The organism is Rhodococcus sovatensis (genome assembly GCF_037327425.1).
In the GTDB taxonomy this organism is placed as follows: domain Bacteria; phylum Actinomycetota; class Actinomycetes; order Mycobacteriales; family Mycobacteriaceae; genus Rhodococcoides; species Rhodococcoides sovatense.
On the sequence record NZ_CP147846.1, the window covers coordinates 3,358,053 to 3,378,152 of the forward strand.

The window sequence follows — 20,100 nt, forward strand, 5'->3', positions numbered from 1 at the left end:
CTTAATTATGAGACAGCGTATACAAACTCAGGGGTTGGTCCTTACTGCCGCAGCGCTTGCGCAGTTCCTCGTCGCATTCGACATGTCCGTCATGAACGTCGCTCTGCCCGACATTCAGTCCTCGCTCGGCTTCGGCAGCGCCGACCTGTCCTGGGTCATCAACGCCTACGCATTGGCCTTCGGCGGACTGCTGTTACTCGGCGGCCGGTTGTGCGACGTGTTCGGGACGCGTCGAATTCTGCTTGTCGGCTTCGTCATCTTCGGTGTCGTGAGCGCAATCGGCGCACTAGCGACGGACCCGTGGATGCTCGTCGCGGCCCGGGCCGTTCAGGGCGTCGGCGCGGCGTTGATCGCGCCCGCCGGGCTCGCGGCGTTGAGTTCGACATTCCCCATCGGCAAGGAACGTTCGAAGGCGTTCGGGATCGGCGCGATGGCATCCGCAGGCGGCGGGGCGATCGGCGTCGTGCTCAGCGGACTGCTCACCGATGCCGTCGACTGGCGATTGGTCATGTTCTCGGCGGTTCCGTTCGCAGTGATCGCGGGCATCGCTGCGTATATCGGAATGCCCACCCATGTCGGCGAGCATCGCGGTGGCGTCGATATCTTGGGAGCACTGCTGGCAACGTCAGCGTTGATCCTGCTCGCCTACACCGTCGTTCAGACCGAATCCCGTGGGTGGTCCGACGGCTACGTGCTGGCCGGCTTCGGCCTGACGCTCGTGCTGCTGGCAGCATTCACCCTCGCAGAGACGCGAGTGCAGACTCCGCTCGTACGCTTCGCCACGGTGCGGCGACCTCGAATCGCTATGGCCAACACCATCATGTGCATCCTCTGCGCCGCACAGTTCAGCGGGTTTTTCTTCGTCTCGCTGTACCTGCAACACGGACTCGCATACTCGCCGACGAGAACGGGACTCGCATTCCTCCCGTTCTGCATCGGGCTCGTGGTCGCCATCATCGCCTCGACGAAACTGCTGCCCAGACTCGGTGCGAAGCCACTGCTCACCGCCGGCACTGCGCTCGCATCGATAGGCTTGCTCTGGTTCTCCCGCATGGAGGTCGACGGCGACTTCCTCGCCACGTTGCTCGGACCGTCACTGGTACTCAGCATCGGAATCGGGCTCAGCTTCATGCCACTGTCCAATATCGCCACCGCAGACCTGCCCGCCGACGAAGTAGGCATGGCGTCGGGGCTTCTCAGCACCTCGCGTCAGATCGGCGGGTCGATCGGACTTGCAGCACTTGTCAGTATTGCAGCGGCGTCGACTGCGAGGTACGACGGCGCGCCCCTCGACGGGCTTGTGCACGGCTACAGCACGGCACTGCTCGCGGGCGCCGGACTACTCGCAGTCGGGTTCGTGCTGTCGCTGGTGTTCCCGAAACCCATCGACAACGGAATCGTGACTCCTGCGGAGAATCTCGAAACCTCGGTCTAGGACCGCTCGAACAGCCCACGGACGTAGGCAGCCTGACCGGCGTGCTGAAGATCGTCGGACACGACGGACACCAGCCGAACCCCCAGGGTCACCGGCGGATCCCAATTGTCGTCGACGACGCGGTCGAGGTCTGCGGCACTCAGGGATTCGACATAGGCAGCGGTTTTCGCGTGGACAGCGGCGTGATACTCGCGCAACAGATCCGCGCCGGTCGTGACAGCCGCGACGTCCTCGGTGTTCTGTCCATACCCGATGGCGTCGTCGTCGAACGGCAACCCGAACCGGGTGTTCCATCCGTCCGCGGTCCATACCTGCTCGCTACCCGCAACGCCGGCAACGTGGTCGTCCTGCACTCGCGTGAGGTGCCAGATCAACCAAGCGATCGTGTTCGCGCCCGTGTCCGGGCGGTAGACGAGCGCCGGCGCGGGAACCTCGTCGAGGGTGTCGTCGACGATGCCCTTGATCCGCTCGAACGCGTCGATCAGTACTTCGGCTTGGTTCACGGGCCGGGTCCTTTCGTCGTGCGGTGCGTGCGGCTCCGCCGCAGTGGCGTGGTGCGGCTCCGCCGCAGTGGCGTGGTTAAGTGCGTTCCAGTGCACCCAACCACGCCACTGGGGTCGCATACCCAGCCTCGGAATTTTCATCACCACGAGCCCTGTTGGACTCACCATGAAGGCAATCACGTATTCCCGCAACGGCGACTCATCCGTATTGAACCTCGTGGACCGAGACGTCCCCGAACCAGGTCCGGGCGAGGTACGCGTCAAGGTCACAGTCTCGGGCGTCAACCCGACCGACTGGAAGAACCGGACCGGGGCAACCGGACAGCTCGCCTTCGACGAAGTGTCCCCGAATCAGGACGGCGCAGGAATCGTCGATGCTGCTGGGGCAGGCGTGGAAGGACTCGCAATCGGCGACAGGGTGTGGCTCTACCTCTCCCAGCACCAACGCCCCACCGGAACCGCACAGGAATACACCGTAGTGCCCGCTGAGCACGTCGTACGCCTACCCGAGAACGTCAGCTTCGACGTCGGCGCCTCCCTGGGTGTACCCGCGATGACGGCTCACCGCGCGCTGACGGTCTCCGAGGACGGACCGACACGGCTGCATCCTGGAGCACTCGAGGGCAAGACCGTGCTCGTGGCCGGCGGCGCGGGTGCCGTCGGGCATGCGGCGATACAGCTGGCGCGATGGGCCGGAGCGACCGTCGTCACGACCGTGAGCGGGCCGGAGAAGGCTTCGCTCGCCGCTGCTGCGGGCGCCCATCACGTCGTGAACTACAAGACCGGAGACGCTGCAGCCGAGATCCGCGCAATTGCACCGGACGGCGTCGACCTGATCGTCGAGGTTGCGCCCGCGCAGAACGCAGAACTGAATTCCGCAGTGGCGTCGACCCGCGCGTCCATCGCCATCTACGCCAACAACGGCGGCGACACGGTCACCCTCGACGTCCGACCGAACATGGTCCGGAACGTCAGATACCAGTTCATCCTGCTCTACACCGTCGGGGAGGCAGCGCTGAAAGCCGCCGAGCACGATGTCAACAACGCCGCAGCAGCGGGTGCGCTCGACGTCGGCGAGGACGCCGGACTGCCGATTCGACGATTCCCCTTGGCCGACACCGCTGCTGCTCACGATGCAGTGGAGAACGGTTTCGTCGGCAAGGTTCTGATCGACGTGCAGTAACCCCCAGTGGCACGGTTGAGTGCGCCCCAGTGCACTCAACCGTGCACTGCGGCGGAGCCGCCATCTTTGCCGAATCGGCAAACAATGTTGCGAATGTTGGTGAGAGTCGGCATCCTGGTGCCATGCACACACACGACGAGCAGCCCGTATTCGACCAGCCGTTCTGGGACAACCTCTACACCGAGCAGGCGCAGCGGTGGAGCGGCAACGCCAACCCCGTTCTCATCGCCGAGGCCTCCAAGCTCACACCCGGAACTGCATTGGACATCGGCAGCGGAGAGGGCGGAGATGCCCGCTGGCTCACCGACCACGGCTGGACCACCACCGGCGCCGACATCTCCGAGGTCGCCATCGAGCGAGCCCGCGCCCATCAAGGCGAACGCTCCATCGAGTGGCTGCACCGCGACCTGCTCGAGTGGGAGCCCGAGAAGCAGTACGACCTGGTCACCGCGCACTTCTTCCAGCTGCCTCCGCATCAGCTCGGCCCCGCGTTCACCCGGTTCGGCAACGCTGTATCGCCCGGTGGGCACTTGCTGATCGTCGGCCACAGCCCGCACGACGCTATTGCGTCACAGCACAAACACGGCGATATGCTGTTCGACGTCGACACGATTACCCAACTGTTCGACGCCACCGAGTGGACAGCCGTCGTCGCCGAGGACCGGGTTCGTCCCGGTGTGGACCCCGATGGATCTCCGGCCGAGCGTGCGGACACCGTGGTCCTGCTGCGCAGAAAGTAGTTTCTACACTAGGTCCGGTGCCGCTCCCGTTGAAGTTCTATCTTCCGCTCGCTATCTCGATGATCGCCGCCATGATCATCTTGTTCACCCCTGCGTCGGGAGTGCCCACCGGATTCGAGCACAGCGACAAGATCATTCACTTCGCTCTGTTCGCAGCACTCGCCTACTCGTCCCGGGTCGCGACGATCTCCGCGGCCCGGACTGCGGTGTGGACGGTTACGTTCGCCGGGCTGTCGGAAGTGCTCCAAGCGATTCTGCCTCTCGGCCGCAGCGGCTCGGTGTCGGATGCCCTGTTCGACGTCCTCGGAGTCATTGCGGGCCTGGTGCTTGCCGTCGTCGTCGCCCCTGCTCGACCGGCTATACACTGAAAGGACGCTCCGGGGGTTCTCGGCTCGCACGCCACCTCCGGAAGGGTCATCATTACCTCGACGTCCGCACCGCATGACATCTACCTCGTTCCACCGGAGCAGGACACCGCCGACCCGGTCACCGGGGAGTCGCCCGAATCCGCAGCACGCCTCAGCGACCGCACCGACGTCGTCAAGTTCGACGGCCGATTCACACTGAGCATCACCTCGACCACACCTCACCAGGCAATGGTCGAGGATCTTCTGTTCATCCGATCGGCTCTCGACCACGCAGGCATCAGGTATCTGCTGGTTCGCGGCAACGACGAACGCCCTGTCATCGCGGTGGATGTCACGGCGCGTCTCGAGCTCGAAACCGCCCTGGTCGACGCCTGCCTGCGCGAGCCGTTCTATGCCAAGACCGTCGACGTCAAGCGAACCAAAGCAGTCCTCGTTGCCGACGGCGCCCTGTCCCCGGCCCGAGACGCCCGCATCTTTCGGTTGTACCGCCCCCGCATCGAACCTGTCAGCTCGTTGTACTACGGCGCGTCGACGGCTGTTCAGATCGAGCTCTGGTCGTTCTCACCGACAGAAATCCAACTTCCGGTCGAGAACTCACTGACCCGTCGCAGCATCCGGCCCAACGAGGCCGTACGCGGAACCGTCGAGCGGTTCGGCAAGACCTGGCCCACCATCGAGAACATGTTCGCCGACCACGCGTCGGACATCAATTTCGACATCGACATCGTGTTCTCCTGGGTCGACGGATCTTCGGCCGAGTTCCAGGCGCAGCGGGCCAGGCGCATGCAGAACTACATCGTCGGCGAGGGAGATTCTTCTGCCGCACGTTTCCGACAGATCGACGAGCTGAAGTACGCACTGCGTTCCATTCACATGTATGCGCCATGGATTCGGCGGATCTTCGTTGCAACGGATTCCCAACGGCCGGCCTGGCTCGCCGACGATCCTCGGGTCACCTTCGTTCCGAGCGAGACGTTCTTCGTCGACAAATCTGTTCTGCCGACGCATAATTCGCAGGCAGTGGAGAGTCAGCTCCACCATATTCCGGGATTGTCCGAGCACTTCCTGTACTCGAACGACGACATGTTCTTCGGCCGTCCGGTCGGTCCACAGATGTTCTTCTCCCCCGGTGGAATCAGCATGTTCATCGAAGCACCCATCCGAATCGGATTGGGCTACAACGACGAAGACCGCAGCGGATTCGAAAACGCTGCCCGCGTCAACCGTCGACTTCTGCAGGATCGGTTCGGGCTCATGACGACTCGACACCTCGAACATGCTGCGACACCACTTCGGAAGAGCGTCCTACGGGAAATGGAAAGCGAGTTTCCCGACGAGTTCGCTGCTACCGCAGCAAGTGTGTTCCGCGCAAGCACCAACATCTCGGTAACAAATTCGCTGTACCACTACTACGCCCTGATGAGCGGGCGGGCGGTGGTCCAACGCGACGCCAAGGTCACCTACATCGACACCACAGCGCACTCGGGGCTACGCGCGATGGACAGCCTGCTGCCGAAGCGCGCGGTCGACTTCTTCTGCCTGAACGACGGGAGCTTTCCCGAGGTCGATCTGAAAGTACGCACCCGTCGCGTCACGGCGTTCCTCGATCGGTACTTCCCGATCGTGGCTCCCTGGGAAACGTAGTTCACCCGGGGCGATCTGCGACGAAAACAATGCACTGATCGCACCGGGTAAGCAGGTCGTGCGTGCACGAGATCACGTGTACCAGAAATCGCTCGGACGCTTCCAGCTCCGCCCTCTGTGTACGGATGGCCGCAAGCCTGTGTTCGATCACCGCCGCTCTGTCCGGTTCGCGTCTGTGCAAGACCAGGCGTATCTCCGACAGGCTCATTCCCACCCGCCGACATGCGTGAAGGACGCGGAGACGGTACAGATCCTCGTCGCTGTAGTCGCGGTGGCCCACCGATGTCCGCCGGGGACTGACGACGCCAATCTCGTCCCAGTAGCGCAGCACATGGACCTGAGTTTCGAGCAGGCGCGACACCTCTCCGATCTTCACCCGATCATTATCGCTTGACCTCGGGTCGACCTGAGGTTCTATTTTCGCAACATGAACCCAATGCCCGATGCAGTCCATGTCACCATCGACGGCGTAGACGTTGCGACCTACACTCTCGAGCCCGCGATCTCTTCACCGATCGGCGATGTCGTGTTCTGCCACGGAACACCGTGGTCGTCTCGAATCTGGTCGGCTGCAGCACGACATCTCAGCGCTACCTACCGAGTGTTCCTCTGGGACATGCCCGGCTACGGACGGTCGATGGACGACGCAGCAGCTCCCGTCGATCTGTCCAGCCAAATGCGGCGCCTACCTCGATTACTGGAGCACTGGCACCTGGACAAACCACACGTCGTCGCTCACGACGTGGGCGCAAGCGTCGCGCTCGGCGCACACCTACTTCATGGAAGTCAGTACTCGAGCCTGTTTCTGTGGGATCCGGTGATTCTCGAACCGTGGGGGTCACCGTTCTTCGGACTCGTCGCCGAGAACTCTGCCGTGTTCGCCGAATTACCAGCTCCTCTTCATGCCGCGCTCGTCAAGGAGTACATCGCCGGTGCCGCACGTAACATGCTCTCCGACACATGGATCGACGAGCTGAGCGCACCGTGGATGAGCACTCGCGGACAGTCGGCGTTCTACCGACAGATCGAGGCGTTGCGCCCCGAGCACACCCGACCTATCGCCGACGGTTTGCAGCACACGCGCTGCGCAGTGAAAATTGGCTGGGGTGAACAAGATCCATGGATACCTGTGGCACAGGCCGTCGAACTGGCGCGTCTGCTGCCGAATCAGCCGGGCATCGTCAGGCTGGGCGAGGTAGGCCATCTCGCACCGATCGAGGCTCCCGAGATCGTGAACTCCGCACTCGAGGACTGGATCGGTACCGCAATGGAGTGAGGAGTCAGATACTCACTCTCGAACTGCGGGTGCTGTCGGCGATGCGGACACCGGAGTTGGTCAGTCTGCGGGCGACCTCATCGGCAGAAACGTACTCACCCACCGTGTCATAGGAGCCTATCGGCACCACCGAGTGCACGACCGTGTCGTCGTAGACATGAACCAGGTTGAAGGCCTGCGCACCATCGCGGCCCCGGATCGCACCCGGTTCCACATTGAGGTCCTGCGTGTAGCAGGTCGCCGACGCGACCGACACCGGAATGCCGGCGAACGTCGCCGTCGTCGAATAGTGAAGGTGACCAGCGAGAATCGAGCGGACGTCGGTTCCGCGCACGACGTCGGCGAGGCCCTTCTGATCGAGCAGTTCGACGAGAACGGCGAGATCGAGCACCGCCGGGACCGGAGGATGGTGCATCGCAAGGATCGTTCCGAACTCCGCGGGCGTCGCGAGAACACCGGCGAGCCAATCCATTTGCTCGGCTGTCACTTCACCGTGATGGTGGCCGGGAACAGTCGAATCGAGGGTGATCACGCGCAATCCGTCGATGTCGTGCACCCGGTCCACCGTGCCCGTCGACGGCTCCTGGTCCAGCAGCCGGGCACGAAAGGCAGCCCGATCGTCGTGATTGCCCATCGCCCAGATGACCTGAGCGCCGAGGGCCTCCGCGACCGGTTCGACGAGGGCACGAAGTGCGTCGTACGCGGCTGGTTCGCCGCGATCGGTCAAATCGCCGGTGAAGACCAATGCGTCGGGCCGAACTCCCGACGCCTCGACGTCACCGAGAAGTCGCTGCAGAGTTGCGGTGCTGTCGACCCCGCCGTAGAGCTGCCCACGTTCGACGAGGTGGGTGTCACTCAAATGCAGCAGGCAATGATTCGGGCGTGGGTGCTCCGCCGTCCGAGCCTTCATCGGTAACTCGCTTCCGATCGGCTATCAGTGGGGACGCTGATCGCGTGGCCCTCGTGCATCACCCTAGTCAAGCTGCCTGAGAGAAATGCTGTGGGTACGACACACCAACGAGGAAAGAACTCCGGGCGCAGACGCACTACGTTGAAACCAAACGTCCACCTGAGAGGAACCCATGAAGATCACTCGCACCAGAGCTGCGGCAGCCACGGTCACCGTGGCGGCAGGCATGATGCTGAGCGCAGGTACGGCAGCCGCCCAGGAACTACCCACCGTCGTGCTGGCCCACGGGGCATTCGCCGATACCTCGAGCTGGGACGGAGTGGCAGGCGAGCTGCGCGAGCGCGGGTATAGCGTCGTCACCCCCGACAATCCGCTCCGCGGTCCCGGCTACGACTCCGCAGCCATCGAGCAGGTAGTCGAGGACATCCCCGGTCCAGTCGTTCTCGTCGGACATTCCTATGGCGGAACCGTCATCACCAACACGCACGCGGACAACGTCACTTCGCTGGTCTACGTGGCGGCTTTCGCACCTGCGGCGGGCGAACCTGCCGCGCTCGCCCTCGACCCGTTCCGGTTCGGACTGACTTCTCTGCTGCCGCCGGTGCTCGGCGTAGGCGTCGTCGACGATTCGACGAACATTCTCGGCAAGAACGTCGACTCGTACATCACGCCTGCACTGTTCAAGCAGTACTTCGCCCCTGACGTCACCGACGAGCAAGCCGCGAAGATGATCGCGAATCAGAAGTCGATCGCTGCAACCGCACTGATCGAACCGAGCGAGCCGCCGTCCTGGGCAGACACACCGAGCTACGCATTGATCCCACAGCAGGATCGGATCATCCCGCCCGCGGCGGAGAAATTCATGGCCGAACGCGCGGGCGCCCAGATCACCGAGGTACCGGGGTCCCACGCGATCCTGGTGTCGAACCCGGGTGCCGTGGTGGATCTGGTGGTCGCGGCCTCGTAGTCAGTCCGCGGCCATGTGTCGAGCGCTCCGCAGTGGCACGGTTGAGTATGTGGGAATGCACTCATCCGTGCCACTGCGGCGGAGCCGCACCGAGGATTTACCGGGACAGCACCCGCAGATGCTCGTCCGCACCGCCGAGGGTGTGCTCGATCGCGACGAGCCGACTCACGTAATGCCCGACAGGATATTCGGCGGTGACGCCGATGCCGCCGTGCAGCTGGATGGCCTCCTGGCCGATCTTGCGTGACGACCGTGAGACCTGCAGCTTCGCCCTCGACGCCACCTTCCGATCGACGATGTCGTCGGCAAGATTCATCGTCGCGTAGAGCGCCATGCTGCGTGCCAGCTCGAGCAACACATACATGTCTGCCGCACGGAATGTCAGCGCCTGGAACTTGGCAAGCGGAACCCCGAACTGCTTGCGCTGCTTGAGATAGTCGGTGGTGAGCCGCAGCGCTTCTTCCATCGCACCCACAGCCTCGGCACACAGCGCGGCCTGCGCCTTCACTTCTGCAGCCACGATGGCGTCCGTCGCGTCCGATCCATCACCCAGCGGCTCGGCGGCCACGTCGGACAATGTTATCTGCGCTGCCCGCTGACCGTCGTGAGTCCGGTACGCCTTCCGCTCGAGTCCCGTTGCATCGCCGTCGACCAGAAACAGCCCGCTACCTCCGCCGGGCAACGCCGCGCTGACGACGAAGACGTCGGCACTGCCTCCGTGCTGAACCGGATTCTTGACGCCGTTCAGCGACCAGGACCCACCGTCCTCCGACGCGGTTGTGTCAACCTGAATATCAGGCCACCGACTCCCGGACTCGTTGTGCGCGAACGCAAGCAGTGTGGATCCTTCGGCGACTGAAGGCAGAACCCGTGCGCGCTGATCGACCGAACCGACAGCAGAGATCAACCCTCCCGGCAGGAGCACTGCATCGAGAATCGGCTCCGGCGCAAGCCGTCGACCCACCTCGGTCATGACGGCCATGATCTCCACAGGACCGGCGTCCATTCCGCCGTCGTCCTCGGCGAAGGTGAGCCCGAGCAATCCGACCTCGGCCAGTTGTTTCCAGACGTCTTTCGACCATCCAGGCTCTTCGGCAACGATCTTGTTGCGCTTCTCGGTGTCGTACGCACGGGCGAGAACCTCACGCGTGGTGTCCCGAAGGAGTTTCTGTTCTTCGTTCAGTTCGAAATCCATTGTTCCGCCTTCACAATCCGAGAATCGTCGACGCGATGATCTGACGCTGCACTTCGTTCGATCCGCCGTAGATCGACACCTTGCGATAGTTGAGGTAGGTCGGCACCGATCGCTGCGCCCATCCCGGACTCTCGATGTCCTCCCCCGCCTCGTAGGGCAGCGAATCCGGTCCGGCGATATCCATCAGCATCTCGGTCGCCGCCTGCTGCAACTCCGATCCGCGCAGCTTCAGAATCGACGACGCCGGGTTGGGCTTGCCGTCTTCGGAGCTCGACACCATCCGCAGCTGAGTGAGTTCGAGTGCAAGAACCTCGTTTTCGAGTTCGGCGAACCGTGCCGCAAAGATCGGATCCTCGAGGAGTGTGCCGCCGCCGACCTTGGTCGCCGCGGCGTACTCCTTCGCGAGATCGAGACGGACCTTGGTGTGCCCGACGCGCGCAACCCCCGTACGCTCGTTTCCGAGCAGGAACTTCGCGTAGCTCCAGCCTTGGTTTTCCTCGCCGACAAGGTTTTCGGCGGGAACACGGACATTGTCGAAGAACACTTCGTTGACCTCGACGCTGCCATCGATCAACCTGATCGGGCGCACCGTGATCCCCGGTGTGTTCAGGTCGATCAGCAGGAATGAGATACCCGCCTGCTTCTTCGGTGCGTCCGGGTTGGTTCGCACCAACGCGAAGATCCAGTCGGCATACTGCCCGAGCGTCGTCCACGTCTTCTGTCCGTTGACGAGATAGTCGTCGCCGTCACGCAGAGCTGTCGTCCGCAGAGATGCGAGATCGGAGCCTGCCTCGGGTTCGGAGAATCCCTGGCACCACCAGATGTCGAGATTCGCCGTCTTCGGAAGGAACTTCTCCTTCTGCTCCTGCGAGCCGAACGTCGCGATGACCGGACCCACCATCGACGCATTGAACGCCAGCGGTTCCGGTACCGAAGCTCGCTGCATCTCGTCGAGCCAGATGTGACGTTGCACGGGCGTCCAATCCCGCCCACCGAACTCGGTAGGCCAATGTGGGACGGCCAGACCGTTGGCATTGAGGATTCGCATCGTCTTCACCACGTCGTCGCGGCTCAGTTCGACGCCCACCCTGGTCTTCTCGCGAATCTCCGCGGGAATCTCGGTGGTGAAGAACGTCCGCATCTCGTCGCGAAATGCAGCTTCCTCTTCTGTCAGGGCAAGATTCATGAGATCCCTCCGCTATTTCCACTGTCGTCATTGACGTCCTACTCGACCGTACTCCGGGGTCAACTGCGATAATCTTCGCCCACTATGACTTTTCTGGCGCTGGTTCGGCACGGTGAAACCGATTGGAATTTGCACGGCCGTCTCCAGGGCAGCTCGGACATCCCGCTCAACGCGACGGGACGGGCACAGGCACGCGAGGCCGTCTACGAACTCGAAGACCATCCTTGGGAGGTGCTGGTGAGTTCGCCGCTGTCGCGGGCAGCCGAAACCGCCGACATCATCGGCGGGCACCTCGGTATCTCGCGTACCGCCACCTATCCCGATCTCGCCGAGCGCCATTTCGGTTCCGCGGAGGGCTTCACCGACTACGACGCCTATTCCCACTGGCCCCACGGGCGATACCCGGGCCTCGAACCGCGACACGAGATGATCGTCAGGGGCGTCCGCGCAGTCGACGAGCTGGCCGCCACTCACCCCACCGCGTCGGTCATCGCGGTGGCCCACGGGGGCATCATCCGCGGAATACTGGAAGCTCTGCGCGGAGTACCGTCGCCACGGATCCTCAATGCAGGCGTGTCGACGCTCGTCCACGACGGTTCCGAATGGACCGTGAAGACCATCAACGGCGTCCCGACGCGAAGGTTGTGGTGAACCGTGTACATCGAACGACGCATTTCCGAACTGGGTTTCGTACTTCCCTCCGAGGCCCAGGCGCCTCCTGGCTTCGAATTCTCGTTCGAATGGGTACGGGTGCGTGGCAACCGGATGTTCGTGTCCGGACACTCGCCACAACGGCCCGACGGTTCGCTCGCAGGACCGTTCGGCGCGGTCCCGTCCGAAGTACCGCTCGACGCGGCGACGGACGCCGCGCGTGATGCAGCCCTCGCAGCTCTGGCGAGCGTTCATCGAGCAATCGGAGACCTCGACCGGATCAGCGCATGGTTGACCGTCACCGGAATGGTCAATGCCGATCACGGGTTCACTCAGACGACGACCGCCATCAACGGTTTCTCCGATCTCGTTCTTCAGGTGTTCGGACCGGAGGTCGGTGCTCATGCACGGACGGCGATCGGAGTGGCAGCGCTCCCGATGAACAATGCCGTGGTTGTATCGGCTGAGATCGAGATCGACGGCTGAATATTCTTCAGGTCAGGGAAGGCGTCCCACATGCTCCGCAAGGTCCTCGCGTTGCTGGCCGCGATCGTCGCGTTGTTGGCGATAGCCGGTTGTGGATCGTCCTCTGCCCCGTTGATCGATCGGATCACCGACGACGGCGTGCTCGTCGTCGGTACCGAGGGCACGTACAGCCCGTTCAGCTTCCAGGGTGACGACGGCCAGTTGACGGGCTACGACATCGACGTGGTCAACGCGGTGGCCGGTGAACTGGGTGTACGCGTCGAGTTCGTGCAGACGCCGTTCGACTCCATCTTCGCCGGACTCGAATCGGAGCGCTTCGATCTGATCGCGAATCAGGTGACGATCAATCCTGCCCGGCAGAGTTCATACGACCTGTCGAAGCCCTACACAGTGTCCGAGGGCGAGATTCTCACCGCCGCGACCGACTCGTCGATCACGTCCGTCGCCGACCTCGCCGGAAAGACGACAGCGCAGTCGTCGACGAGCAACTGGGCAGAGGTCGCCGCCGACGCGGGCGCGAACGTCGAGGCAGTGGAGGGGTTCGTCCAGGCCGTCACCCTCGTCAAGGACGGGCGCGTCGACGCCACCGTCAACGACAGTCTCGCCATCGCCGAGTACCTGAACCAGACCGGTGACACCGGAGTGAAGATCGCCGCACAAACCGGCGATACCAGCTATCAAGCGTTCGCAGCTCGCAAGGACAGCGGTCTGATGAGCGAGATCGACGCCGCGATCGACACCCTGCAGGCCGACGGCACACTCGCGCAAATTTCCGAGAAGTACTTCGGCTCGGCCGTCGCGGCACCCACGGCGGACACTCAGGCGCCGACATCGCAGGGCGAGAGCTCGGAGCAACAGTCGAAACTCGACCTCATTCTGAACAACCTGTGGCCGATGCTGAAGGCCACGATCACGATGACCATTCCGTTGACGGCCATCAGCTTCGTAGTCGGATTGGTCATCGCCCTCGGTGTTGCGCTGGCACGGATTTCGTCGAACACAGTGCTCGCCGGCCTCGCGCGGTTCTACGTGTCGATCATCCGCGGCACGCCCCTGCTGCTGCAGCTGTTCATCGTCTTCTACGCACTGCCGCAGTTCGGCGTTGTGATCGATCCGTTCCCGGCCGCGGTCATTGCCTTTTCGTTGAACGTCGGTGGTTACGCCGCCGAAGTGATCCGTGCCGCTATCCTCAGCGTGCCGAAGGGCCAGTGGGAGGCGTCGCAGACCATCGGCATGGGGTACCGAACGACGTTGCAACGCATCATTCTTCCCCAGGCCCTACGCACCGCGGTGCCGCCGTTGTCGAACACGTTGATCTCGCTGGTGAAGGACACGTCTCTGGCGTCGACCATCCTCGTGACCGAACTGCTGCGCGTGGCCCAGCTCGCGGCGGCACCGACCTTCGACTTCTTTGCGCTGTACAGCGTTGCTGCCCTGTACTACTGGGTTATCTGCATGGTTCTGTCCTTCTTCCAAGGAAAACTCGAAGTTCGACTCGACAGGTATGTGGCGAAATGACCGATCTCCTCGAAGTCAAGTCTCTGAAGAAGTCCTTCGGCGCGGTCGAAGTTCTGAAAGACGTGTCGTTCTCGGTGCCGTCCGGGACTGTCACGGTGATCATCGGGCCCTCAGGTTCGGGTAAGACGACGGTGCTACGAGCGCTGAATGCGTTGGACCCGGCTGACGGCGGGCGCATCCGGATAGGCGACGTCGCCGTGGATTTCGATTCCACGGTCTCCCCCGCACAGTTGCGAGCATTCCGCGCGCAGAGCGGCATGGTGTTCCAGCAGCACAACCTGTTTCCGCACAAGACGGTGCTGCAGAACGTCATCGAAGGCCCGGTGATCGTGCAGAAGCGGGCTCGCGACGAGGCGATTGCCGAGGCCCACCGACTGCTCGACGAAGTGGGACTGGACGTCAAATCCGACCAATACCCTTTTCAGCTCTCGGGCGGCCAGCAGCAACGGGTGGGAATCGCCCGGGCTCTCGCATTGCGACCGAAGCTGATGTTGTTCGACGAGCCGACCTCCGCGCTCGATCCCGAACTGGTCGGCGAGGTCCTCGCCGTTATCAAAGGCCTTGCGGCAGAGGGTTGGACGATGGTGATCGTCACCCACGAGATCAGATTCGCGGAACAGGTAGCCGACGAGGTGCTGTTCATCGAGGGTGGCGTCGTCGTCGAACGCGGCAAGCCTGCCACCGTACTGAGAAACCCAACCGAGGCCAGGACGCGGCAGTTTCTGCAGCGCATTCTGGCCTGAGCGGGCCTTTTGGGGGCTCCGCCCCCAGTGGCACGAATAAGGGCGTTGGAGTGCACTTATCCGTGCCACTAGGTGCGGAGCGCCTAGAGGTGCGGAAGCACCTTGTCGAGCGTGATCGGCAGATCGCGTACCCGCACGCCCGTCGCGTGGTAGACCGCGTTCCCGATGGCTGCCGGTGACCCCACGGTGCCGATTTCTCCGATTCCCTTGCCGCCCATGGGACTCAATTCGTCGTCCTCTTCTTCGACCCACATAGCCTCGACGTCGGTGACGTCTGCGCACACCGGAACGTGGTACTCCGCCAGATCGTGATTCGAGAATCCCCCGAATTCGAGATCGGTGTTGCCCGCCCCCATCAACGCCATACCGAGGCCGAACGTCATACCGCCGATCAGCTGCGACCGCGCGAGCCGTGGATTCATGACGCGTCCGATTCCGAACACACCGAGCATCCGACGCACCCGCACTTCGCCGGTGTCGACGTCGACCTCGACCTCGGCGAACTGAGCACCGAACGCCATTCGCGCCAGATCCTTCTGACCGTCGATCTCCTCGGAGGTCTCCGCAGTCACCTCGGCCGGGCCTATCGCCGCGTCGATTCCACCGACCTTGTCGACGAGCTGGCGGCATGCCTTCGTCACCGCCCACCCCCACGACGAGGTGCCCGAGGATCCTCCCGCACCCGGAGCTGTCGGGAGGGCGCTGTCGCCGAGCTTCAGCTCGACCCGATCGGCTGACACAGCAAGCGCATCGGCTGCGATCTGGCGCAATACCGTTCGAGCGCCGGTGCCGATATCCGACGCGGCGACGGACACCGTGATCGATCCGTCTGCTTCGATCCTCGCCGACGCTGACGACGGGCTGATCAGAACCGGATAGCTGGCAGTTGCGACACCTGAACCGATGAGCTTTCGACCTTCACGCCGATGTCCCGGCCTGGGGTCTCGGTCCGCCCACCCGAATCGCTCCGCGCCCTCGCGAAGGCATTCGACGACGCTGCGTGAGGAAAACAGGTTTCCGCTCGCTGGGTCGACATCGGGTTCATTGCGAATACGAAGCTCGATCGGATCGATCCCGATTGTGTAGGACAACTCATCGATAGCTGTCTCCACGGCGAACATCCCTGGCGCCTCACCGGGAGCTCGCATCCAGCGGGGTGTCGGAACGTCGAGCACGGCCAGCCGGTGCGTCGTTCGACGATTGGGTGCGGCGTAGATGTGCCGCGACGATTCGGCCGTCTGCTCGCAGAACTCGAAGATCTGCGAGGTCTGTTGGAACGTGTCGTGAGCCAGCGCCGTCAAGGTTCCGTCCGCGTCGGCGCCGAGTTGCACGTGGCTGAGGGTGGGCGTGCGGTACCCGACGAGATCGAACAGCGCCTGACGCGGGAGTGCAAGCTTGACCGTCCTGCCCGTCGCGCGCGCGGCCATCACCGCGAGAACCGCATTGGGTCTCGTGCTGCCCTTCGCGCCGAATCCGCCGCCGACGTTCTCGGCGACGACGCGCACGTTCGACGGGTCCACGCCGAACAACGTCGCCAGATCGTCCTGGACACCGGAGGGTGCCTGCGTCGAATCCCACACCGTCAGCACGCCATCGGACCACTGAGCCGTCGTAGCATGGGGCTCCATCGGACTGTTGTGCATCGGTGGCGTCGAATACCAGCGGTCGACTGCGTGGACTGCGGATTCGAGCGCGGACCCCGGATCGCCCACCGTCACATCGGTGGGAAAGCCTGCATTGACGGACTCGGGCGCGAACAACGATGGGTGTTCGGCGCTCAGTTCGTTGTCCGGTTTCGCTTCGTCGGCATAGCTCACCCGCACTCGCGCCGCTGCGTCCCGTGCAGTTTCGAACGAATCAGCGATCACTGCTGCGACGATCTGGCCGCGGTAGGACACTCGATCGGACTGCAGAACAGCGAGTTCCGTGTCCTCGAGCTCGCCGAGCTTCTCCGCGTTCGAGTGCCATAACAGGGTGACCGAATCTTCGGTCTGCACATCCACGACCCGGCCGGTGGGGATCGTCGCCGGCACGTAACAACAGTATGCGGGCGCAGTTTTATTGTGCTGCTCCGCGGCATAGCGCGCCGCGCCGGTCACCTTCGAGGTGCTCTCGGTTCGCTGAATCGGCTGGCCGATCGATGTCGTACTCACTGCTGCACGCTCCGATGGGCTAGATCGGTAAGGGTTTGCGTCACCAGATTGCGCACGAGCGGCACTTTGAACCCGTTGTCTCTCAGAGGCATCGCTGCACGCAGCTCGAGATCGATCGCCTCGCGAAATGCTTCGTGTTTCGCCGAGCGTCCCAGAAGCTCCCCTTCCGCGGTGATCGCCCGCCAGGGTTTGTGTGCAACTCCGCCGAGAGCGATGCGTGCCTCGGTCACCTGCCCATCCTCGACTCTCAACACTGCTGCGACCGACGCCAGCGCGAACGCGTAGGACGCACGGTCACGAACCTTGCGATAGATCGATACAGCCTGCTGCGGAAGCGCCGGAATACTGATTCCAGTCACTATCTCGTCGTGGCCGATGTTGGTGTCGAGATCAGGATCGTGGCCCGCGAGTCGATACAACTCGCCGATGGGGAGCTTGTGCGCCCCGGACGGTCCCACGATCTCGACGACTGCGTCGAGTGCCGTCAACGCGACAGCCATGTCGGACGGGTGCGTCGCGACGCAATGATCGGATGCACCGAGGATCGCTAAGTTTCGGTGATCACCCTCGATCGCGGGGCAACCCGAGCCCGGATCACGCTTGTTGCAGGGCTTGCTCGAATCCATGAAGTAGACGCACCGGGTGCGCTGGAAAAGATTGCCGCCGACGGTCGCCATGTTCCGCAGCTGGCCGGATGCACCGGACAGCACGGCCCGCGACAGCACCGGGTAGCGCGAGCGGACAACCGGGTGGACGGCGAGATCACTGTTGCTGACGCCGGCCCCGACGCGCAGGGAGCCGTCATCGTCGACGTCTATCACGTCGAGCGGCAATTTGCTGATGTCGATGAGCGACGAGGGCTGCGCTGCACCGAGTTTCATGAGATCGACCAGGTTTGTACCGCCCCCGAGAAGGGCTGCGTCCGGATCGGATGCAAGCTTGGCGACCGCGTCTTCGACGTCTACGGCAGCCTCGTAGCTGAAGGTTTTCATTCGCTTGCCTCGAGTACCGCAGGCACGATGCCGGTGTAAGCGCCGCAGCGACACAGATTCCCGCTCATTCGCTCGCGGACCTCGTCGGGCGTCAGCCGAGGATGATCGTCCTCGGTGACTGCGCTCGGCCAACCTTGTTTCGCTTCCTCGATCACCGCGACTGCAGAGCAGATCTGGCCGGACGTGCAGTATCCGCACTGGAAGGCGTCGTTGTCGATGAACGCCTGTTGGACGGGATGGAGACTGTCGCCGTCGGCGAGGCCCTCGACGGTGACGATGTCTCGACCCTGGTAGGCGATGGCCAAAGCGAGGCAGCTGTTGATCCTCCTACCGTCGACCAGGACGGTGCAGGCACCGCACTGACCGTGGTCGCAGCCCTTCTTGGCACCGATGAGATCGAGGTGCTCTCGCAGCGCGTCGAGCAGCGTGGTACGTACGTCGCAGTCCAGCTCGTGGTCGGTGCCGTTCACCCGGAGGGTCACTCTGCTCATGCGCGATCACGTACCCGGGTGGACGGACGGTCAAACGCTCAAACACTGTGGCGCACAATATTGGACAGGCTATCCTCTAGTTCCCTAGTGGCGCGGTTGAGTGTTCAGGAGTGCACTCAACCATGCCACTGCGGCGGAGCCGCACCGAAGACACTGCGGCGGAGCCGCGCCAGCTTCTACGTGAAGCCCAGGATCTCCTCACCCCATGCTCGACGGAGTTCACGGTCCGGGTCCTCGACCTCCTGGTCGTGCTTGTCGATCAGCAGAGTCGTCCTGGATTCCTCGCCGTAGGGAGTCCAGGGGTCGCGGCCGTACGCGAAGTCGATCCAGCGTCGTTGTACCCGAGTGCTGACCTCGAGAGCGGTTCGGTGACCACCTAGCTTGAAGGTCGGATCCTTGGGGACCACGCCGAAGTTGCCGAACACGTACGGCACCTCTGTACCGTGCATCGCACCGAGCCGGGTGATACGCAGGAACGGCGTCGCTTGATCGAAGCGATACAGGAACGTCCGCGCTCGCCTGCTGTGTGCCTCGGCGATCCACAGCGTCGGCATTCGGAACGCTGCGTCCCGCGAGATCTCGAGTGCCGTTCGCTTCTTCGAGTGCTCGGGATACGCCGCTTCGACCTCTATCTCTTCATCGGCTCGCATGTCGGGGTGATCGGCCGCGATCGCCTGGAACATCTCGTGCACCTTGTCCGGCGTGATGGGCATCAGCGGAGACTTCATCAGCTTGAACATCGAGGATTCGTCGTGGTTCGTGCCGATCAGCAGCGGGACCGGATGAGCCAGGCCCTTCTGGAACGCCGCCACCGGGTAGTGCGGTACGAAGTCCCGGTCGACGACGGGTGCCAGCGCAAGCGTCCCCGGCACCTTGGCCGGTATCTCCTGCACCAACTCCCCGCACACCCGAACGAACTCGGACACCGGCAGCCCCCGCAGTTTCGAAGCGTCGACTCCCGCAAGTTCGAGGAAGCGCTCGGCAATGCTCTCGGCCCGTGCTGCGCCGTAGACCGACGTAGCGGGAGAGCTCTCCGCGATGACCCGGTGAAAGAGTCCCTCGGCCGCGGGCGAGACCATCAGCGTGGTCACCGACCCGCCACCTGCGGATTCGCCGAACAGCGTCACCTGCGACGGATCTCCACCGAATTCCGCGATGTTGTCTCGGACCCACTCGAGGGCAGCAACCTGATCGCGCAGACCGAGATTGGAGTCGAAGTCGCCGAACTTCGAGAAGTCCAGGAACCCCAGCGCGCCGAGCCGGTAGTTGACCGTCACCAACACCACCTGGCCCTCGGTGACCAGCTTCCGCCCGTCGTACATCCGTTGCGCGGAAGAACCGAGGAAGTATGCGCCGCCGTGGATCCAGACCATCACCGGAAGGTTCGCGGCCCCCTCCGGAGACCACACGTTCAGGGTCAGGCAGTCCTCGCCGATCGTCAGACCGGGATCGATGGGCAGCGGACCTTGCTCGGTCTGCGGAGCGATGTGCCCGAACGCTGTCGCATCCCGAACCCCGGGCCACGGCGCAGGCTCCCTCGGCGCTCGCAGCCGCAACTCCCCCACCGGCGGCGCCGCGTAGGGCACCCCTTTCCACACCGCGACACCGTCGTCGACGCTTCCCATGACCTGCCCGTACCGGGTCGTCACAATCACCAGA

General features: G+C 63.4%; 20 protein-coding genes. 11 read left to right on the top strand and 9 right to left on the bottom strand.

The window, feature by feature from the left end; genetic code table 11:
• Positions 1-7 precede the first annotated feature (7 nt).
• Complete coding sequence (locus tag WDS16_RS15470) at positions 8-1,435, top strand: MFS transporter (protein WP_338886126.1); 1,428 nt, start codon at positions 8-10, stop codon at positions 1,433-1,435.
• Here the strand turns inward: WDS16_RS15470 and WDS16_RS15475 are convergent.
• Positions 1,432-1,938, bottom strand: coding sequence for a mycothiol transferase (locus WDS16_RS15475; protein ID WP_338886127.1), 507 nt, complete (start codon positions 1,936-1,938; stop codon positions 1,432-1,434). The genes WDS16_RS15470 and WDS16_RS15475 overlap by 4 nt on opposite strands.
• 166 nt (positions 1,939-2,104) lie before the next feature.
• Between WDS16_RS15475 and WDS16_RS15480 the strand changes: the two genes are divergently transcribed.
• From WDS16_RS15480 to WDS16_RS15495, 4 genes are all read left to right on the top strand, one after another.
• A complete protein-coding gene (locus WDS16_RS15480) occupies positions 2,105-3,121 on the top strand; it encodes an NADPH:quinone reductase (RefSeq protein ID WP_338886128.1) in 1,017 nt (338 codons plus the stop codon).
• Positions 3,122-3,243: 122 nt separating this feature from the next.
• Positions 3,244-3,861, top strand: coding sequence for a class I SAM-dependent methyltransferase (locus WDS16_RS15485; RefSeq protein WP_338886129.1), 618 nt, complete (start codon positions 3,244-3,246; stop codon positions 3,859-3,861).
• A 17-nt stretch (positions 3,862-3,878) separates the two neighbouring features.
• Positions 3,879-4,229 (top strand): VanZ family protein, encoded by a 351-nt coding sequence (locus tag WDS16_RS15490; protein WP_338886130.1) that lies wholly within the window; start codon positions 3,879-3,881, stop codon positions 4,227-4,229.
• Between the two features lie 228 nt (positions 4,230-4,457).
• Positions 4,458-5,873, top strand: a complete 1,416-nt coding sequence (locus WDS16_RS15495; protein ID WP_338886131.1) for a stealth family protein — start codon at positions 4,458-4,460, stop codon at positions 5,871-5,873.
• A gap of 1 nt (position 5,874) precedes the next feature.
• Here WDS16_RS15495 and WDS16_RS15500 read toward each other — a convergent pair whose 3' ends face one another.
• Positions 5,875-6,249: a MerR family transcriptional regulator gene (locus WDS16_RS15500; protein WP_338886132.1), complete on the bottom strand. Its 375-nt coding sequence runs from the start codon at positions 6,247-6,249 to the stop codon at positions 5,875-5,877.
• Between the two features lie 51 nt (positions 6,250-6,300).
• Between WDS16_RS15500 and WDS16_RS15505 the strand changes: the two genes are divergently transcribed.
• Positions 6,301-7,149 carry an alpha/beta hydrolase gene (locus WDS16_RS15505; RefSeq protein ID WP_338886133.1) on the top strand — a complete coding sequence of 283 codons (849 nt, stop codon included), beginning with the start codon at positions 6,301-6,303 and terminating at the stop codon, positions 7,147-7,149.
• A 4-nt stretch (positions 7,150-7,153) separates the two neighbouring features.
• Here the strand turns inward: WDS16_RS15505 and WDS16_RS15510 are convergent, their stop codons facing one another.
• Entirely contained in the window at positions 7,154-8,059 is a 906-nt protein-coding gene (locus tag WDS16_RS15510; RefSeq protein ID WP_338886134.1) for a phosphodiesterase, read from the bottom strand.
• 172 nt (positions 8,060-8,231) lie between these two features.
• On the opposite strand from WDS16_RS15510, the gene WDS16_RS15515 reads away from it, so the two are divergent.
• Entirely contained in the window at positions 8,232-9,026 is a 795-nt protein-coding gene (locus WDS16_RS15515) for an alpha/beta hydrolase (protein WP_338886135.1), read from the top strand.
• 97 nt (positions 9,027-9,123) lie between these two features.
• On the opposite strand, the gene WDS16_RS15520 is transcribed toward WDS16_RS15515, so the two are convergent.
• On the bottom strand, positions 9,124-10,221 hold the full coding sequence (locus WDS16_RS15520) for an acyl-CoA dehydrogenase family protein (RefSeq protein WP_338886136.1): 1,098 nt from the start codon (positions 10,219-10,221) through the stop codon (positions 9,124-9,126).
• 10 nt (positions 10,222-10,231) lie between these two features.
• Complete coding sequence (locus WDS16_RS15525) at positions 10,232-11,407, bottom strand: acyl-CoA dehydrogenase family protein (protein ID WP_338886137.1); 1,176 nt, start codon at positions 11,405-11,407, stop codon at positions 10,232-10,234.
• A gap of 84 nt (positions 11,408-11,491) precedes the next feature.
• Here WDS16_RS15525 and WDS16_RS15530 point away from each other — a divergent pair, with 84 nt between their 5' ends.
• Genes WDS16_RS15530 through WDS16_RS15545 form a run of 4 tightly spaced genes read left to right on the top strand, consistent with a single transcriptional unit; the run spans position 11,492 to position 14,805 of the window.
• Entirely contained in the window at positions 11,492-12,058 is a 567-nt protein-coding gene (locus WDS16_RS15530; RefSeq protein WP_338886138.1) for a histidine phosphatase family protein, read from the top strand.
• Positions 12,059-12,061: 3 nt separating this feature from the next.
• On the top strand, positions 12,062-12,544 hold the full coding sequence (locus WDS16_RS15535) for a RidA family protein (RefSeq protein WP_338886139.1): 483 nt from the start codon (positions 12,062-12,064) through the stop codon (positions 12,542-12,544).
• A gap of 30 nt (positions 12,545-12,574) precedes the next feature.
• Complete coding sequence (locus WDS16_RS15540) at positions 12,575-14,062, top strand: ABC transporter permease subunit (RefSeq protein WP_338886140.1); 1,488 nt, start codon at positions 12,575-12,577, stop codon at positions 14,060-14,062.
• Positions 14,059-14,805: an amino acid ABC transporter ATP-binding protein gene (locus WDS16_RS15545; RefSeq protein ID WP_338886141.1), complete on the top strand. Its 747-nt coding sequence runs from the start codon at positions 14,059-14,061 to the stop codon at positions 14,803-14,805. Before WDS16_RS15540 ends, WDS16_RS15545 begins: the two co-directional genes overlap by 4 nt.
• Before the next feature lie 83 nt (positions 14,806-14,888).
• Here the strand turns inward: WDS16_RS15545 and WDS16_RS15550 are convergent, their stop codons facing one another.
• From WDS16_RS15550 to WDS16_RS15565, 4 genes are all read right to left on the bottom strand, one after another.
• On the bottom strand, positions 14,889-16,958 hold the full coding sequence (locus WDS16_RS15550) for a xanthine dehydrogenase family protein molybdopterin-binding subunit (RefSeq protein WP_338886142.1): 2,070 nt from the start codon (positions 16,956-16,958) through the stop codon (positions 14,889-14,891).
• Positions 16,955-17,950 carry a xanthine dehydrogenase family protein subunit M gene (locus WDS16_RS15555; protein WP_338886143.1) on the bottom strand — a complete coding sequence of 332 codons (996 nt, stop codon included), beginning with the start codon at positions 17,948-17,950 and terminating at the stop codon, positions 16,955-16,957. Before WDS16_RS15555 ends, WDS16_RS15550 begins: the two co-directional genes overlap by 4 nt.
• Positions 17,947-18,441, bottom strand: a complete 495-nt coding sequence (locus WDS16_RS15560; RefSeq protein WP_338886144.1) for a 2Fe-2S iron-sulfur cluster-binding protein — start codon at positions 18,439-18,441, stop codon at positions 17,947-17,949. Before WDS16_RS15560 ends, WDS16_RS15555 begins: the two co-directional genes overlap by 4 nt.
• Positions 18,442-18,617: 176 nt before the next feature.
• The gene (locus WDS16_RS15565) at positions 18,618-20,096 is read right to left on the bottom strand and encodes a carboxylesterase/lipase family protein (protein WP_338886145.1); all 1,479 of its coding nucleotides are present in this window, start codon (positions 20,094-20,096) and stop codon (positions 18,618-18,620) included.
• Positions 20,097-20,100: the final 4 nt, after the last annotated feature.

Coding starts and splice junctions, on each gene's coding strand:
- WDS16_RS15485 (WP_338886129.1), top strand. CDS start 3,244: ATGCACACACACGACGAGCAGCCCGTATTCGACCAGCCGTTCTGGGAC.
- WDS16_RS15530 (WP_338886138.1), top strand. CDS start 11,492: ATGACTTTTCTGGCGCTGGTTCGGCACGGTGAAACCGATTGGAATTTG.
- WDS16_RS15520 (WP_338886136.1), bottom strand. CDS start 10,221: ATGGATTTCGAACTGAACGAAGAACAGAAACTCCTTCGGGACACCACG.
- WDS16_RS15495 (WP_338886131.1), top strand. CDS start 4,458: ATGGTCGAGGATCTTCTGTTCATCCGATCGGCTCTCGACCACGCAGGC.
- WDS16_RS15505 (WP_338886133.1), top strand. CDS start 6,301: ATGAACCCAATGCCCGATGCAGTCCATGTCACCATCGACGGCGTAGAC.
- WDS16_RS15510 (WP_338886134.1), bottom strand. CDS start 8,059: ATGAAGGCTCGGACGGCGGAGCACCCACGCCCGAATCATTGCCTGCTG.
- WDS16_RS15515 (WP_338886135.1), top strand. CDS start 8,232: ATGAAGATCACTCGCACCAGAGCTGCGGCAGCCACGGTCACCGTGGCG.
- WDS16_RS15480 (WP_338886128.1), top strand. CDS start 2,105: ATGAAGGCAATCACGTATTCCCGCAACGGCGACTCATCCGTATTGAAC.
- WDS16_RS15540 (WP_338886140.1), top strand. CDS start 12,575: ATGCTCCGCAAGGTCCTCGCGTTGCTGGCCGCGATCGTCGCGTTGTTG.
- WDS16_RS15470 (WP_338886126.1), top strand. CDS start 8: ATGAGACAGCGTATACAAACTCAGGGGTTGGTCCTTACTGCCGCAGCG.
- WDS16_RS15545 (WP_338886141.1), top strand. CDS start 14,059: ATGACCGATCTCCTCGAAGTCAAGTCTCTGAAGAAGTCCTTCGGCGCG.
- WDS16_RS15555 (WP_338886143.1), bottom strand. CDS start 17,950: ATGAAAACCTTCAGCTACGAGGCTGCCGTAGACGTCGAAGACGCGGTC.
- WDS16_RS15560 (WP_338886144.1), bottom strand. CDS start 18,441: ATGAGCAGAGTGACCCTCCGGGTGAACGGCACCGACCACGAGCTGGAC.
- WDS16_RS15525 (WP_338886137.1), bottom strand. CDS start 11,407: ATGAATCTTGCCCTGACAGAAGAGGAAGCTGCATTTCGCGACGAGATG.